General features: G+C 69.6%; 12 protein-coding genes and 1 pseudogene. 7 read left to right on the forward strand and 6 right to left on the reverse strand.

Features of this window, described 5'->3' with window-relative positions; all coding sequences use genetic code 11:
• Positions 1-195: 195 nt before the first annotated feature.
• Entirely contained in the window at positions 196-1,782 is a 1,587-nt protein-coding gene (locus J2Y70_RS21115) for a thioredoxin family protein (RefSeq protein ID WP_309922164.1), read from the reverse strand.
• A 326-nt stretch (positions 1,783-2,108) separates the two neighbouring features.
• Positions 2,109-3,095 carry a bile acid:sodium symporter family protein gene (locus J2Y70_RS21120; RefSeq protein ID WP_309922167.1) on the reverse strand — a complete coding sequence of 329 codons (987 nt, stop codon included), beginning with the start codon at positions 3,093-3,095 and terminating at the stop codon, positions 2,109-2,111.
• Between the two features lie 73 nt (positions 3,096-3,168).
• Between J2Y70_RS21120 and J2Y70_RS21125 the strand changes: the two genes are divergently transcribed.
• On the forward strand, positions 3,169-4,134 hold the full coding sequence (locus J2Y70_RS21125) for a DUF6602 domain-containing protein (RefSeq protein ID WP_309922170.1): 966 nt from the start codon (positions 3,169-3,171) through the stop codon (positions 4,132-4,134).
• A 19-nt stretch (positions 4,135-4,153) separates the two neighbouring features.
• Here J2Y70_RS21125 and dnaG read toward each other — a convergent pair whose 3' ends face one another.
• From dnaG to rpsU, 4 genes and pseudogenes are all read right to left on the reverse strand, one after another.
• A complete protein-coding gene (dnaG, locus tag J2Y70_RS21130; RefSeq protein WP_309922174.1) occupies positions 4,154-5,890 on the reverse strand; it encodes a DNA primase in 1,737 nt (578 codons plus the stop codon).
• A 103-nt stretch (positions 5,891-5,993) separates the two neighbouring features.
• Positions 5,994-6,872: pseudogene (locus J2Y70_RS21135) on the reverse strand (YihY/virulence factor BrkB family protein); the annotation flags it as partial.
• Positions 6,873-6,999: 127 nt separating this feature from the next.
• Complete coding sequence (locus J2Y70_RS21140; RefSeq protein ID WP_309922178.1) at positions 7,000-7,446, reverse strand: GatB/YqeY domain-containing protein; 447 nt, start codon at positions 7,444-7,446, stop codon at positions 7,000-7,002.
• A 292-nt stretch (positions 7,447-7,738) separates the two neighbouring features.
• The gene (gene rpsU / locus J2Y70_RS21145) at positions 7,739-7,954 is read right to left on the reverse strand and encodes a 30S ribosomal protein S21 (RefSeq protein ID WP_003465342.1); all 216 of its coding nucleotides are present in this window, start codon (positions 7,952-7,954) and stop codon (positions 7,739-7,741) included.
• Between the two features lie 121 nt (positions 7,955-8,075).
• Here rpsU and tsaD point away from each other — a divergent pair, with 121 nt between their 5' ends.
• The 6 genes from tsaD (at position 8,076) to J2Y70_RS21175 (ending at position 15,972) form a co-directional block, all read left to right on the forward strand.
• Entirely contained in the window at positions 8,076-9,155 is a 1,080-nt protein-coding gene (gene tsaD, locus J2Y70_RS21150; RefSeq protein ID WP_309922181.1) for a tRNA (adenosine(37)-N6)-threonylcarbamoyltransferase complex transferase subunit TsaD, read from the forward strand.
• 95 nt (positions 9,156-9,250) lie between these two features.
• Positions 9,251-9,607, forward strand: coding sequence for a dihydroneopterin aldolase (gene folB, locus J2Y70_RS21155; protein WP_263396016.1), 357 nt, complete (start codon positions 9,251-9,253; stop codon positions 9,605-9,607).
• 108 nt (positions 9,608-9,715) lie between these two features.
• A complete protein-coding gene (locus tag J2Y70_RS21160; protein ID WP_263396015.1) occupies positions 9,716-11,164 on the forward strand; it encodes a circularly permuted type 2 ATP-grasp protein in 1,449 nt (482 codons plus the stop codon).
• Positions 11,164-12,105 carry an alpha-E domain-containing protein gene (locus tag J2Y70_RS21165; protein WP_263396014.1) on the forward strand — a complete coding sequence of 314 codons (942 nt, stop codon included), beginning with the start codon at positions 11,164-11,166 and terminating at the stop codon, positions 12,103-12,105. The genes J2Y70_RS21160 and J2Y70_RS21165 overlap by 1 nt, the downstream gene beginning before the upstream one ends.
• A 347-nt stretch (positions 12,106-12,452) precedes the next feature.
• Positions 12,453-14,630, forward strand: a complete 2,178-nt coding sequence (locus J2Y70_RS21170; protein ID WP_309922188.1) for a glycoside hydrolase family 3 N-terminal domain-containing protein — start codon at positions 12,453-12,455, stop codon at positions 14,628-14,630.
• A gap of 196 nt (positions 14,631-14,826) precedes the next feature.
• Positions 14,827-15,972, forward strand: a complete 1,146-nt coding sequence (locus J2Y70_RS21175) for a PQQ-dependent sugar dehydrogenase (protein ID WP_309922190.1) — start codon at positions 14,827-14,829, stop codon at positions 15,970-15,972.
• Positions 15,973-16,041: the final 69 nt, after the last annotated feature.

Here is a 16,041-nt window from a genome sequence, read left to right on the forward strand (position 1 = left end):
AAGCCGCTGGCGCGGCGGCGGCGGCGTCGCTCGACGCCGCGCCGGCCGATGGACACGCCGCGCACCAAGCGGCATCCGCGGCGAGCCACCTCGAATATGTTTATGCGATGCCTTTCGTTCGATGGCGCCCGGCGCGCGCGCTGCCTAGGCAGGCGCGTGCGCCAGCACGGACGCATGCCGCGATGACTCGGGCGCTCAGCTCAGCCAGTGCTGGCAGCTGTCGCGTTCCTCGCTGCCGCAGCTTTGCTGCATCTTGTGCTGCAGGCGTGCGAGCACGGCGCTGCCGTCATGGCCCTTGCTCCAGCCCTGCAGGGTCTTGGCCAGGGTGTCGAAGCGCTGCTTGGTGCGCTGGTGGTAGCCGCCGGGCTGCCCGGCCAGTTCGCCGATGACCTGGCCGGCGGCGGCCTCGATCGCGGCCGCATTGTCCGGCTGCAGCCGGATCAGGCCATCGACATAGAGCACGCCCCACTGCACCCGGGTGGCGGGGCCTTCGGCGCTCTCGTAGGCCTTCTTCAGCCAGTACAGCGCGGTCTGCCTGTCGCCGCGCGCCTCGGCCAGGCCGGACAGTTCCGGCATGTAGTAGTACGGCGTCTTGCTGCGCCCCAGTTCGGCCAGCAGCAGCTGTTCGGCGCCGGCGCTGTCACCGGCGTCGTCGAGCAGGCCGGCGGCGTTGCTGATCGTGGATTGGCGTTCGTAGTCGGTCTTGGCGGCCTGTTCGGCCCAGCGCACGCGCTGCTGTACCTTTTCGGTCACCGCGGCCGGCAACGGCGGATGCGGCGCGTCGCCCGGATCGGCCGGCTGGCCCTGCGCCAGCCGCGCCAGTTGGATGTCGGCATAGGCGGTGTCCAGGCGATCGCTGATCGGTAGGCTCGCGTCGGCGTAGACCTGGTCCAGCGCGTGACTCAGCGCGCGCGACAGCGTGGCCCGTTCGCCGGCATCGGCGGCCGCGGCCTGGACCAGCTCGCGCGCCGAGTAGGTCAGGGTGCTGCGGTTGGCGCGGACCTCGGCCGGATCGGCCAGCACCGCCTGCAGCAGGCGGCGATCAGTGGCGCGGCGCTTGGCCTCCATGGCACCGGCCTTGTCCGGATCCTGCGCGGCCAGCGCCAGCAGTGCGAAGCGGCGCTGCAGTGCCGGCTGCGGCGCGGCGGCGGCCAATTGCGCGAGCACGCCGGCGGCCTGCTCCGGCTTGACCAACTGGCTCGCATCCACCGCCCAGCCGTATTCGCCGAGCAGGGTCCAGTCGTCGGCGCCGAGCGTGGTGGGCGCTTTCAGCGCCTGTTGCAGCAGTTGCGTCGAGCTGGTGGTGCGGGTCGCCGCCACGCGCAACGCTTCGGCCAGCCGGCCGGTGTCGCTGTCGCCGGCCAGGCGGGTGACCTCGCTGCGATCGGGGCGCAGCACGATGATGGTCGGGTAGCCCTTGATGCCGAAGCGTTCGCCCCAGGCCTGCGCGCCTTCCGAATCGCCGTCCAGGTGCACCGCGACGAACGCGCGGGTGCGGGCGATGAAGGCCGGGTCCTTGAACAGCGTGGCCTTGAGCCGGTTGCACGGCGGGCACCAGGCCGCGCCCCAGTACAGCAGCACCGGCTTGTTGTGTTCGCGCGCTTCGGCGAAGGCGTCGTCCACGTCGCCCTCGCGCCAGGCGATGCCGGCGCTGTCGGACGTCTTGGCCGGCGCAGCGGTCTGTGGCTTGGAGGCGGCAGGCGGCTTGTCGCAGCCGCCCAGCGCCAGCACTGCGGCAAGGCTGGCGGCCGTCATCACGGAAAGGCGGAGCGTACGGCGCATACGTCGGTCACCGGGCGAAGAGGGGAGGAGCGGCAACAGCGGATGCCGTGCAGGCCATGGCGCCAATCGCGCACTCTACCTAGCCGATCGTGCCGCGGGTACCCGGCGGACATGTCGTTTGCGCATTTGCATATGCCGCGATTCAGCGGCGGCGGCCGGCGCGCGTTTGCCACACGGCGCGAACGACGGCGCGTGGCGGGCCGTCATGGCGCAACGTTGCTGTTTTGCCACGGCGGCTCGCCGCGATCGGCGTGTTGTGCACGCACGCAGGCGTCGGCCGCGCCTTCTCGGGCAGGCCGCGCCGATCCGTCGCCGTGCCGCGCTCGCTAGTCCTGTGTCGCCGTCTTCGTATCGCGCGCGTAGCGCTGCGCGACGAAGGCGCAGACGATCAGCTGGATCTGGTGGTAGATCATCACCGGCAGCACGATCGCGCCGAGGCTGCCGCTGGCGAACAGCACCTTGGCCATCGGCACGCCGGTGGCCAGGCTCTTCTTCGAGCCGCAGAACACGATCGGGATCTCGTCCTGGCGGGCGAAGCCCAGCCGCCGCGCGGCGAAGGTGATCAGTCCCATCGCCAGCGCCAGCAGCAGCGCGGCGACCAGCGCCACCCCGAGCAGCGCCGGCAGCGGCGTCTTGCGCCACAGGCCTTCGATCACCGCGGCGCTGAAGGCGGTGTACACCACCAGCAGGATCACGCCCTGGTCGGTGTAGCGCAGCACCGCGCGGCGCCGTTCGACCCAGCCGCCGATCCAGCGCCGCAGCAGGTGGCCGGCCACGAACGGCACCAGCAGCTGCAGCATGATCTTGCCCATCGCCTCCAGCGGGTTGGCCATCGCGCTCTGCGCACCGGCCAGCAGGCCCATCAGCAACGGCGTCAGGAACACCCCGAGCAGGCTCGACAGCGAAGCGCTGCACACCGCCGCCGGCACGTTGCCGCCGGCCATCGAGGTGAACGCGATCGACGACTGCACGGTGGACGGCAGCGCGCACAGGAACAGCACGCCGATGTACAGCTCCGGGGTCAGCAGCCAGTGCGACAGCGGCTTGAGCAACAGGCCGAGCAGCGGGAACAGCACGAAGGTGGCGGCGAGGATGGTCAGGTGCAGGCGCCAGTGCAGCGCGCCGGCGACGATCGCCTCGCGCGACAGCCGCGCGCCGTGCAGGAAGAACAGCGCGGCGATGGCGATATCGGTGGCGTCGTCCATCACCGCCGCGGCGCGGCCCTGCACCGGCAGCAGCGAGGCCAGCAGCACGGTGCCGAGCAGGGCCAGGGTGAAGGGCTCGATGCGCAGGCGGGCGAGGAGGTTCTTCATGATGTGATGCCTGGAATAAAAAGCCTCGGATCTGGTTGGTATTCTCACACGCCGGTCCTGAAGGTGAGTTCGAATGCAGCCCACTGTCGCCAGTGCCATGCAGACGTTGGCGTTGAACGCGGCGAGAAAGTTTCGCGGCGACTATCTGGTGATGAGCCGGGAGGCGTTCTGGGATGCGGACCAGAACAATCATCTGCTGCATTCCGGGGAATTCGGGGGCTACCGCGAGCAGTTGTTGAGAACCCTGCTGGCGTCGTATCTGCCGGCGCGCCTGTCGATCGGCAGCGGTTTCCTGGCCACGCCGCTGCAGCACCACAGCACGCAGTGCGATGTCGTCATCTACGACCGCGATGCCACGCCCAGCCTGGATCTGTCCGGCGGAAGAGTGTTCTATCCGACGGAGACCTGCGCCGCGGTCGGTGAAGCCAAATCGACCCTGACGTTCGCTGCACTGAAGGAGGCCTTGCACAAGCTGGCCTGCACCAAGCGGTTGCGTTCGGAGCACTGCCCGCCCGGCTTGCCGGTCGCGCCGAACGATGCGGTATTCCACATGTGGAACCAGTTCGCGCTGGAGGAGGCGACTCCGGGCCTTCTCGACGCCCATCGTACGTCCCTGTTTCAGCCATCCAGGATCGAGCAGCAGAACCTGGTGACGTTCCTGGTGTGCGAGAAGATCGAGTGGCCAAGCGGAGCCCAGCCCGGGACGAGCGGGTTCTACAAGGCGCTCGCCGAACTCTATCCGCGTTCGGCCGATGCGTACCATTTGCGGCACAACATGCTGCTGAGCTTGGAAGACGGGTTTCTGTCCTACTACACCGGTGACGGCGAACTGGGCCCGTTGCCTTATCCATTCCCGCGTCGCGACGAAACCGATTGCGGCTGGCGCTGGCTTCCAGCCAGCGACGACGCAGTGCACATCTTCAATTTTGCCGCCGAGTGCGCGCTGGCGTCGTCGCGCACGTGGATCTACGAGTTCCTCGCCAATGCGCATTTGCAGGGAAAACAGGTTCCGCAGTATCGCTACATCCCGCTGAGTTAGCCGGACTGCCGGTTGTCCCTCAGTGCAGCGCGGCGCGCGCCTTGAACAGCTCGCGCAGTTCGTACTTGTCGGTCTCGTCCAGGCCTTGCGCGCGTTGCTTGGCCTGCAGTTCCTCCAGCCGCTGCTGCAGGGTCTGCCGCTCCAGTTGCACCACCACGTCGTGCAGTTCCTGGCGCCAGCTGGCGGTCTCGCCGGGAATCTCCTGCACCGCCAGTTTCTGCAGCGCGGCCAGTTCCTCGCGTTCGTGGAAGTGTTCGAGCAGCGCGCCGGTGGTGATCTCCGGGCGCGTGTGCACGATCTCCAACAACTCGATCATCAGTTCGATGCCGGGCAGGCGCAGGCCGGCGAACGGGTAGGGCGGCGGCAGGTCCAGCGCCAGCGAAGGCGTATGCAGCAGGCGCACGATCGCCTCGCGCACCAGGCTGCGCTTCTGCGTGGGACGCACCGCGCGCGGCGGCGGCTTGGCCGGCTGCGCGGCGGCGGGCGCGGGGCCGCCGATGCCGGTGATCTCGGCCAGGCGCTGGCGCATCAGGTCGCCGAAGGCGCCATCGGGGATCTGCGCCAGCATCGGCCGTGCGCGTTCGGCCAGCCGCGCCTTGCCGTCGAGCGTGGCCAGGTTGACCTCGCGCGAGAGTTCGTCGAAGAAGAACTGCGACAGCGGCGTGGCCTGCTGCAGGCGCGCGGCGAAGCCGTCGGCGCCTTCCTTGCGCACGATGCTGTCCGGGTCCTCGCCGTCGGGCAGGAACAGGAAGAACGCCTGGCGCCCGTCCTTCATCCGCGGCAGCACCGATTCCAGCGCCTTCCAGCCGGCGCGGCGGCCGGCGGCATCGCCGTCGAAGCAGAAGAACACGTCCGGCGCGTTGCGGAACAGCAGTTCGGCGTGCTCGGAGGTGGTTGCCGTGCCCAGCGTCGCCACCGCCTGGGTGACCCCGAACTGGAACAGCGAGACCACGTCCATGTAGCCTTCGACCACGATCAGCCGCTCGATCTTCTGGTTGGCCTGGCGTACCTGCCACAGGCCGTACAGCTCGCGGCCCTTGTGGAACAGCGCGGTCTCCGGCGAGTTCAGGTACTTGGGGCCGTCGTCCTTGTCCATGACCCGGCCGCCGAAGGCGATGACCCGGCCGCGGCGGTCGAAGATCGGGAACATGACCCGGTCGCGGAACTTGTCGTAGACGTGGCCGCGCTCGTTCTTGGAGAACAGTCCGGCGCGTTCGAGCAGCTTGTGGCGACGCTCGTCGGTGCCCAGCGCGTCCTTCAGCGCGCTGAAGCCGTCCGGCGCGTAGCCGATCTGGAAGCGCGTGCGGTTGTCCGCGTCCACGCCGCGGCCGTCGAGATAGCTGCGCGCCTTGTCGCTGGATTCGAGCTGGCGCTGGAAGAACTTGGTCGCCGCGTCCAGCGCCGAGTACAGGTCGCGATGGTCGTCGCCGGCGGCCTGCGCGGCGCCGCGCTGCTGCGCGTCGCGCGGCACTTCCATGCCGGCGCGCTTGGCCAGTTCGTCGACCGCGTCGAGGAACTCGAGGCGGTCGTAGTTCATCAGGAAGCTGATCGCGGTGCCGTGCGCGCCGCAACCGAAGCAGTGGTAGAACTGCTTGGTCGGCGACACCGTGAACGAGGCCGAGCGCTCGTCGTGGAACGGGCAGCGCGCCGCGTATTCCTTGCCCTGGCGCTTCAGCGGCACGCGCGTGCCGACCACCTCGACGATGTCGGTGCGGGCGAGCAGGTCGTCGATGAATGCGTCGGGGATGCGGGCCATGGGCGATAGGATGCCATGCGTCCGCGCCGCGGCCACGGATCGGGCCGCAAACCCTGGCGTTGCGGTGCTACAGCTGCGGCGGAACCGCCGTGATCGCGCTGGCGTCGATCCCGGCGGCGGCGAGCTTGCGCCGCGAGCGCAGGCGTTCGTCGATCACCGCGGTGATCAGCGCGCCGACGAAGAACACCACGGTGGCGTAGTAGATCCACACCAGCAGGATCACCAGCGCGCCCATCGAGCCGTAGGCGCTGCCCGGCGCGGCGGTGGCGATGTACAGGCCGATCGCATAGCGCCCGGCCACGAACAGGCAGGCGGTGATGGCGCCGCCGATCACCGCCTGGCGCCACTCCACGCGCCGGTCCGGCAGGTAGTGGTAGAGCACGGCGAAGGCCAGGATGTAGATCGCCAGCGTCGAGACGTAGCCCACCGCGGGCAGCAGCGACGGCAGGCGCGCGAACAGCACCTGCACCACCGTGGTCAGGATCATCGAGATCAGCAGCAGAAAGCCCAGCCCCAGCACCACGCCGAAGGAGAACACGCGCTTCTTCAGCCACGCCATGACCCCTTCCAGGCGCTGCTTGTCGGTGCGGAAGATCAGGTTCAGCGCGTTCTGCAGCTGCGCGAACACCGCGGTGGCGCCGACGAACAGCAGCAGCGTGCTCCACAGCCCGGCCAGCGAACCGACGCTGGGCTGGTTCTTGGCGTTGTCGATGATGGTCTGCGCCACTTCGCGCGCGCCGTGCCCGGCCAGCTGCCCGATCTGCTCGATGAAGGCCTGCTGCGCCTGCGGGTACAACGAGGCGGTCAGCCACAGCAGCAACACCAGCAGCGGCGCCAGCGACAGCAGCGCATAGAACGACAGCGACGCGGCCTGGGTCATCACGTCGATCTCGACGAAGCGCCGCAGCAGCGCCGCCGGCAGGCTCTGCTGCAGGCGTTCGAGGTGTTTTTGCAGGCGGGTGGGCGACAGCGACAGGGACATGGGGCGGGCACGGCCTTCGGCGGCGCGCGGCATCGCGATGCCGGGCCCGCGCTGCGCGAAAAAGTGTCGCGGGTCGCCGGCGTTGTAGCAGCCGGCGGCCGAAAGGCGGGTGAAGCCCGCCGCCGGATCAACCGGCCAGTTGCTGCTTGACCAGCACCGAGACCAGGCCCATGTCGGCCTTGCCGGCCAGCGCCGGCTTCAGCACGGCCATCAGCTTGCCCATGTCGGCCGCGCCGCTGGCGCCGGTCTGCGCGATCGCGGCCTGGATCGCGGCGACGATCTCGGCCTCGCCCAGCTTGGCCGGCAGGTAGCGCTCGATCACCACGATCTCCTCGCGCTCGATCGATGCCAGGTCTTCGCGGCCGGCCGCGGCGTACTGGCTCACCGAGTCCTTGCGCTGCTTGACCATCTTGTCCATCAACGCCAGCACCGCGGCGTCGTCCACGTCCTTGCGCTCGTCCACTTCCTTCTGCTTGATCGCGGCGTTGATCAGCCGGATCACGCCCAGGTTGTGCGTGTCGCGGGCCTTCATCGCGGCCTTCATGTCGTCGATGAGCTGCTGCTTGAGGGTCATGAGGGGCTCCAGGGGGAAGGGAAAAGAAGGGCGTTCATTCTAGGCGCTGCGCACGTCGGCGCCGCGCCAGGCGCATGCGGGGGCGCGAGCGGAGCAGGACGGGTGCGCCTGCGGCTGGCAAGGCCGCACGGCGGCCAATAAGGCTGCCGGGGCCAGGAGATCGCTGCACCGGTGCGGCCGGCGAAGATTCCGGGCCACACAAAAAGCCGGCGACGCTTGCGCGTGCCGGCTTCGTGGGTTTACCGTAGCGGATGCCGAAACCGGCACAACCCGCTACCGCAAACCGCGATCCTCAGTACAGACGCTGACGCTTGGTGACGTCGCGAGACGTCCGGCGCAGCTGACGCTTCACCGCGGCTGCGGCCTTGCGCTTGCGTTCCTGGGTCGGCTTTTCGTAGAACTCGCGCTTGCGGGTTTCGGCCAGCACGCCGGCCTTTTCGCAGGTGCGCTTGAAGCGACGGAGCGCAAACTCGAAGGGCTCGTTCTCGCGGACTTTGACGCTGGGCATGGAATCTCCGGGACACAATGGTGACCGGGTCACGCCCGGCGAGCCGCACATTATAGCGACTGATTTCCTGGCTGCAAGCGGGGCGTTTGCCTGCCGCCGATTCGGCCCCACAATGGCATCCATGAGAGTCCTCGGCATCGAATCCAGCTGCGACGAAACCGGCGTCGCCGTCTACGACACCGCCCTGTCCGGCGCGGCCGCGCTGCGCGCACACGGGCTGTACAGCCAGATCGCGCTGCACGCCGAATACGGCGGCGTGGTGCCGGAACTGGCCAGCCGCGACCACGTGCGCAAGCTGCTGCCGCTGATCCGCCAGACCCTGGCCGAGGCCGGGCTGGGCGTGCGCGATCTGGACGGGGTGGCCTATACCGCCGGCCCGGGCCTGGTCGGCGCGCTGCTGGTCGGCGCCGGCGTCGCCCGCGCGCTGGCCTGGGCGCTGGAGGTGCCGGCGATCGGCGTCCACCATATGGAAGGCCACCTGCTGGCGCCGCTGATGGAGGACCCGGACCCGGTGCACGGCGTGCCGGCGCCGCCGTTCGTGGCGCTGCTGGTGTCCGGCGGGCATACCCAGCTGATCGCGGTGGAGGCGATCGGCCAGTACCGGCTGCTCGGCGAGACCCTGGACGATGCGGCCGGCGAAGCCTTCGACAAGACCGCCAAGATGATGGGCCTGCCGTACCCGGGCGGCCCGCAGCTGGCCGCGCTGGCCGCGCAGGGCACGCCGGGCCGGTTCCGCTTCGCGCGGCCGATGACCGACCGCCCGGGCCTGGATTTCAGCTTCTCCGGGCTCAAGACCCAGGTGCTGCTGGCCTGGCGCGGCAGCGACCAGAGCGAGGCCACCCGCGCCGACATCGCCCGCGGCTTCGAGGATGCGGTGGTGGACACGCTGGCGATCAAGTGCGAGCGCGCGCTGCAGGCGGCCGGCAGCGACACCATCGTGGTCGCCGGTGGCGTCGGCGCCAATGTGCGCCTGCGCGCCAAGCTGCAGGCGATGGCGCAGGCGCGCGGCGGCCGCGCCTGCTTCCCGCGCCCGGCGCTGTGCACGGACAACGGCGCGATGATCGCCTTCGCCGGCGCCCTGCGCCTGCAGGCCGGCCAGTCCAGCGACGCGGCGGTGCGGGTGACGCCGCGCTGGGACATGGCGTCGCTGCCGCCGTTGGCGGCAGCGCGGGATTCGGGATTGGGGATTGGGGATTCGTAGAGCGGCTGCGTGCGGGCTCCGGTCTCTCCTTTTGCCTCTGCTTTCGCCTTTGCTCTTACCATTCCCGAATCCCCGATCCCGAATCCCTGCCCCCAATGGATAAAGTCTTCATCGAAGGTCTGGAAATCGACGCGCTGATCGGCATCTACGATTGGGAGCGGCGGATCCGGCAGACCTTGCGCTTCGATCTGGAGATGGGCTTCGACAATCGGGTGCCGGCGGCCAGCGACGACATCGCCGATACGCTCAACTACAAGGCGGTCAGCAAGCGCCTGGTGGAACTGGTCGAGCAGTCCGACTGCGGTCTGGTGGAGACGCTGGCCGAGCGTTGCGCGGCCGCGGTGCTGGCCGAGTTCGACGTGCGCTGGCTGCGCCTGAAGCTGAGCAAGCCGGGCGCGGTGCGCGGTGCGCAGGCGGTGGGCGTGATCATCGAGCGCAGCCGCGACGGCTGAGCGTGGCCTGCGTCGGCGCCGCTTGACGCTCATTCCGGTTCCGTGCATGTTGCTGTGCAACGCAACATCTGGCCGATCGCGCTCGGTGGCGTACAACGACGGGGCACGATGGACTGGAGCAAGTACCGCACGGCCACCTACGACGAGCTGATCCAGGCCGATGGCCAGCCGCGTCCCGCCGCCCGCCGGGTCATCGAATACCTGTCCAGCCTTTCGGGGCGCGAATTGTCCGAACGCCAGCTCGCCGCCGATGTCGCCGCGCGGGTCATGGGCATCACCTTCACCGTCTATTCCGATGGCCGCAACGTCGACCGCACGCTGCCGTTCGACCTGATCCCGCGGGTGATCCCGCTGCGCGAATGGGAGCGCACCGAGGCCGGGCTGAAGCAGCGCATGCGCGCGCTCAACCTGTTCATCGGCGACGTCTACGGCGCGCAGCGCATCGTCAAGGACAAGGTATTCCCGGCGATGCTGCTGGAGCACTCGGTGAACTTCCGCCCGCAATGCGTGGGCATCACGCCGGCGCTGGGCGTGTGGGCGCACATCTGCGGCTCGGACCTGGTGCGCGATGCCGACGGCACGCTGTACGCGCTGGAGGACAACCTGCGCATTCCCAGCGGCGTGTCGTACATGCTGGAAAACCGCATGGTCGCCAAGCGCGTGTTTCCCGAACTGTTCGAGACCAGCGCGATCCTGCCGGTGGACGAGTATCCCTCGCAGCTGTACGACACCCTGGCCGCGCTGTCGCCGCGGCCCGGCGACCAGCCGGTGATCGCGCTGCTGACCCCGGGCATCTTCAATAGCGCCTATTTCGAGCATGCCTACCTGGCGCAGGCGATGGGCATCGAGCTGGTCGAGGGCGACGACCTGTTCGTCGCCGACGACGACTGCACCTACATGCGCACCATCTACGGGCCGCGCCGGGTCGATGTGATCTATCGCCGGGTCGACGACCTGTTCATCGATCCGGAGGTGTTCCACCCCGATTCGGTGCTAGGCGTGCCCGGGCTGATCCGCAGCTGGCGCGCCGGCAAGGTGGCGCTGGCCAACGCGCCCGGCGCCGGCGTGGCCGACGACAAGGTGGTGTTCGCCTACGTGCCGAAGATGATCCGCTACTACCTGGACGAGGAGCCGATCCTGCCCAACGTGCCCAGCTACCTGTGCCACGACGACAAGGATCGCCAATACGTGCTCGAGCATCTCGACCAGCTGGTGGTGAAGCCGGCCAACGAATCGGGCGGCTACGGCATGCTGATCGGGCCGCGCTCGACCAAGCGCCAGCGCGACGAGTTCCGCAGGCTGATTCAGGCCGACCCGCGCAACTACATGGCGCAGCCGACGCTGGGCCTGTCCACCGCGCCGATCGTGACCGAGGTCGGTCCGTCGGCGCGGCACCTGGACCTGCGCCCGTTCATCCTGTCGCGCGAAGACGTCTACGTCACCACCGGCGGGCTGACCCGGGTGGCGATGGAAGAGGGCTCGCTGGTGGTCAATTCCTCGCAGGGCGGCGGCGCCAAGGACACCTGGGTGGTGGACCTGGACGAGGAGACGGACTGATGCTCTCGCGCGTCGCCGACAACCTCTACTGGTTCAGCCGCTACGTGCGCCGCGCCGAGACCACCGCGCGCCTGGTCGGCGTGGGCAGCCTGCTGCAGCTGGACCTGCCGCGCTCGGTGCGCTTCGCCTGGCGGCCGATGATCGACACGGTCGGCGCCGGCGAGATCTTCAACGTGTGGTTCCCGCAGGCCGGCGACGACGTCGGCGATGCCGACGTGGTGCGTTTCCTGCTGCTGGACGAGCGCAATCCGTCGTCGCTGCGCACTTCGGCGCGACAGGCGCGCGAGCTGCTGCGCGGCATCCGCGACACGCTGCCGCAGGAAGTGTGGGAGGCGGTCAACGACCTGCACCTGTACATCGACGCCAACGGCGAGCGCAGCGTCGGCCGCCGCTACCGGATGGAGTTCCTCGGCCACGTCACCGACGCCTGCCTGAAGGTGTCCGGCCTGCTCACCGCCAACGTCAGCCGCGACATCGGCTTCCAGTTCCTGCGCCTGGGCACGGCGATCGAACAGGCCGACATGACCACGCGGATCATCGATGCCGGCGCCTCGGGCCTGATCACCCCGCGCAAGGCCGACGACCTGGAGGCCTACCAGAACATGCAGTGGATGAGCGTGCTGCGCTCGCTGGCCGCCTACCAGATGTACCGACGCCACGTGCGCCAGCGCGTCACCGGCGAGCATGCGCTGCGCTTCCTGCTGCAGAACAACGATTTCCCGCGCAGCGTGCATTTCTGCCTGACCCGCGCCCAGCACATTCTGCCGACGATGCCGCCGCGGCCGAACGTGGAGCGCGCGCTGATGCGGATCAACGGGCTGGTGCGCAACGCCGACCCGGCCTACCTGGCGCGGCACAATCCGGCCGAGTTCATGGACGAGATCCAGACCCATCTGGGCCATCTGCATACGGCGATCGCCGAGGCCTACTTCAGTTCCTGAGCGCCCGCCGCCGTTACGCCCGTCCGCGCTGCGGCGGCGAGGATTTGCCGGTGGGTGTCGCAAGGCTGGTGAGACGCAGTCGGGAGCTGCGCCGGGGCAGCGTGCGGCGCGATCGCGGCTGCGCCCGGCAGGTGTCGTGTGTGCCTGGCTTGACCGCCGCGCATGGCGGTCTCGTGCCGCAAACGGCGGGATTGCGGGATCCGGAGGCGTATGGAGCTCCCGGCGGGCAGGGCGGGCGCGGCGGTAGACAGTTTGCTGAATAGGCGAATCCGGCCGCACAATTTGTTCTTTCGGCTGGCCGGAGAGCTAGAATTGACGGCTATGTAAACGTTTTCTCAAAGGACCCCATGGCTTCGGATCGTATCGAATCGCTCATCGCCCGCATGACCGTCGAAGAGAAGGTCGGCCAGCTCGGCGTCTTCGCCGACATGGTGCGCCCGTTCGCGCCGGACGTGAATCCGGAAGCGAACGTCAGCAATGCCGACGAGGTGCTGCAGCAGGTGCGCGCCGGCCGGGTCGGCTCGCTGTTCAACGGCGTGGGCGCCGAACTGGGGCGGCGGATCCAGCAGACGGCGCTGGAAGAGAGCCGCCTGGGCATCCCGGTGATCCTGGCCGCGGACGTGATCCACGGCATGCGCACCGTGTTCCCGATCCCGCTGGGCGAGGCCGCCAGCTTCGAGCCGAACCTCGCCGAGCGCACTGCGCGCGCCACCGCAATCGAGGCCACCGCCGCCGGCATCCACTGGACCTATGCGCCGGCGGTGGACATCGCCCGCGACCAGCGCTGGGGCCGTGGCGCCGAGGGCGCCGGCGAGGACGTGGTGCTGGGCTGCGCGTTCGCCGCCGCGCGCGTGCGCGGCTTCCAGGGCCCGGACCTGCGCGCGCACGACGCGCTGCTGGCCACGCCCAAGCATTTCGCCGCCTACGGCGCGGTCGCCGCGGGCATGGACTACAACAGCGTGGACATCGCCCCGCAGACCCTGCGCGACGTGCACCTGCCGCCGTTCCAGGCCGCGTTCGGCGCCGGCGCGCTGAGCGTGATGACCTCGTTCAACGACATCAACGGCGTGCCGGCCAGCGCCAACCACGAGCTGCTGACCGAGATCCTGCGCGGCGAGTGGAACTTCCCCGGCGTGGTCATCTCCGACTACACCGCCGACATGGAGCTGATCGCGCACGGCTACGCCGCCGACGAGCGCGACGCAACCAAGAAGGCGTTCCTGGCCGGCATGGACATGAGCATGCAGAGCGGCTTCTACGCCGCGCATCTGCCGTCGCTGGTTGAGGACGGCGAAGTGCCGATGGCCGCGCTGGACGCGGCGGTGCGGCGGGTGCTGGCGCTGAAGGAGGCGATCGGCCTGTTCGACGATCCGTACCGCTCGCTGGACCCGGCGCGCGAGGCCGACCAGTCGCACATCGTCGCGCACGATGCGTTGTCGCGCGAGGCGGCGCGGCGCTCGATCGTGCTGCTGAAGAACGACGGCGACGTGCTGCCGCTGCGCAAGCGCGGGCAGAAGATCGCGCTGATCGGGCCGTTCGTGCAGGACCGCGAGAACATCGAGGGCTGCTGGACGCTGTTCGGCGACAAGACCCGCTACGTGACCCTGGAAGCCGGCGTGCGCGCGGCGCTCGAAGACGCCGACGCGCTGAGCGTGCTGCCGGGCTGCGACCTGGAAGCGCCGCTGGACGGCGGCATCGAGGCGGCGGTGGCCGCCGCGCGCGCCGCCGACGTGGTGGTGCTGGCGCTGGGCGAGCCGCAGCGCTACAGCGGCGAGGCGCAGTCGCGCACGCAGATCGTGCTGCCGCCGGCGCAGCAGGCGCTGGCCGAGGCGGTGGCCGCCACCGGCACGCCGCTGGTGGTGCTGCTGCGCAATGGCCGCGCGCTGGCGCTGCAGGGCGCGGTGCGCGACGCGGCGGCGATCGCGGTGACCTGGTACCTGGGCACGCAGACCGGCCCGGCGGTGGCCGACGTGCTGTTCGGCGACTACAACCCGTCGGCGCGGCTACCGGTCAGCTTCCCGCTGGACCCGGGCCAGCAGCCGTACTTCTACAACCACCCGCGCACCGGCCGACCGGAACTGCCGACGATGAGCGAGTTCAAGGCGCGCTGGCGCGAGATCCCGAACGCGCCGCTGTATCCGTTCGGCCACGGCATCGGCTACACCCGCTTCGCCTACGGCACGCCGCAGTTGGATCGCGTGCAGTTGGGTTGGGACGACACGCTGACAGTGACCACCCGCATCGACAACGTCGGCGAGCGCGCCGGCGAGGAAGTGGTGCAGCTGTACGTGCACGACCGCGTCGCCAGCCGGGTGCGCCCGGTGCGCGAGCTGAAAGGCTTCCGCAAGGTGCAGCTGGCGCCGGGGCAGAGCGTGGAGGTGGTGTTCACCCTGGACCGCCGCGCACTGGCCTTCAGCGGCCGCGACGGCCGCTTCGAGGCCGAGCCGGGGCTGTTCGACCTGTGGGTGTGCGCCTCCTCGGCCAGCGGCGAACCGGTCGGCTTCGAACTGCTGGCGCAGGCGTAAGCCTCACGGGCTTCCGTGCAGGCGAGGCGCCCGGCGGCATGCCGCGCGGCCAACCCCTGCGCGGCCCGTGGCGGGTTCCTGTCTACCGCGCGCGGGCGCGTCGCGTGACCGCGGCCACGGCTTGGCCGCTGCATGCTTGCCGTCTACGCCTGGTTTGCTAGGTTCGGCGTTCGACCCCATCCGATAGGTGCACGTCATGCAACGTTCTCTCCTGGGCCTGGCCTGTGCGTTGGCAGTGAGTCTGGCCGTGTCCGCGGCGCACGCGGCGCCGGCGACCAAGACGGCGGAGCGGCGCGGCGACTGGCCGTTCTCGGCCACGCCGTTCGCCACCTTCAACGAGCCTTGGGCGATGAGCTTCCTGCCCGACGGCAGCGCCCTGGTCAGCGAGAAGCGCGGCACGCTGAAGCGCGTCGACCCGGCCAGCGGCCGCACCGGCACGGTCAGCGGCGTGCCCGCGGTCGCCTACGGCGGCCAGGGCGGATTCGGCGACGTGCTGCCGCACCCGGGCTTCGCCCAGAACGGCTGGGTCTATCTGAGCTACGCCGAGGCCGGCAGCGGCGACACCCGCGGCGGCGCGGTGGCGCGTGCCAAGCTGACCCTGGACGGCAATGGCGGCGGTGCGCTGTCGCAGCTGAAGGTGATCTGGCGCCAGCAGCCCAAGGTGTCCGGCCAGGGCCACTATGGCCACCGCCTGGCGTTCGGGCCGGACGGCAAGCTGTGGATCAGCTCCAGCGAGCGGCAGAAGTTCGATCCGGCGCAGGACATGAGCGGCAACCTGGGCAAGATCGTGCGCCTCAACGACGACGGCAGCGTGCCGGCCGACAACCCGTTCGCGCGCCGCGGCGGCGTCGCCGCGCAGGTGTGGTCGCTCGGCCACCGCAACGTGCTCGGCCTGGCCTTCGACGCCAAGGGCCAGCTGTGGGAACACGAGATGGGCCCGGCCGGCGGCGACGAACTGAACCTGATCCAGCGCGGCGCCAACTACGGCTATCCGATCGTCTCCAACGGCGACCATTACGACGGCCGGCCGATCCCCGATCACAACACGCGCCCGGAATTCGCCGCGCCGAAGGTCAGCTGGACCCCGGTGATCTCGCCAGCCGGCTTCGTCATCTACAGCGGCAGCGTGTTCCCGCAATGGCGCGGCAACGGCTTCATCGGCGGACTGTCCTCGCAGTCGCTGGTACGGATCGAGTTCAACGGCGAGAACGCGCGCGAAGCGGCGCGCTACGACATGGGTAAGCGCATCCGCGAGGTGGAGCAGGGCCCGGACGGCGCGCTGTGGCTGCTGGAAGACGGCAGCGGTGGGCGTTTGTTGAAGCTGCAGCCGTTGGAGAGTTGATCGATGGGCGTGGCCGGCGCGCCTCGTGCAGGGCGCGCCGGCAGTATTGCAAGCGGCAACGCCTATGGG

Origin of the sequence: Xanthomonas sp. 1678 (genome assembly GCF_031455575.1) — a bacterium.
GTDB lineage: Bacteria > Pseudomonadota > Gammaproteobacteria > Xanthomonadales > Xanthomonadaceae > Xanthomonas_A.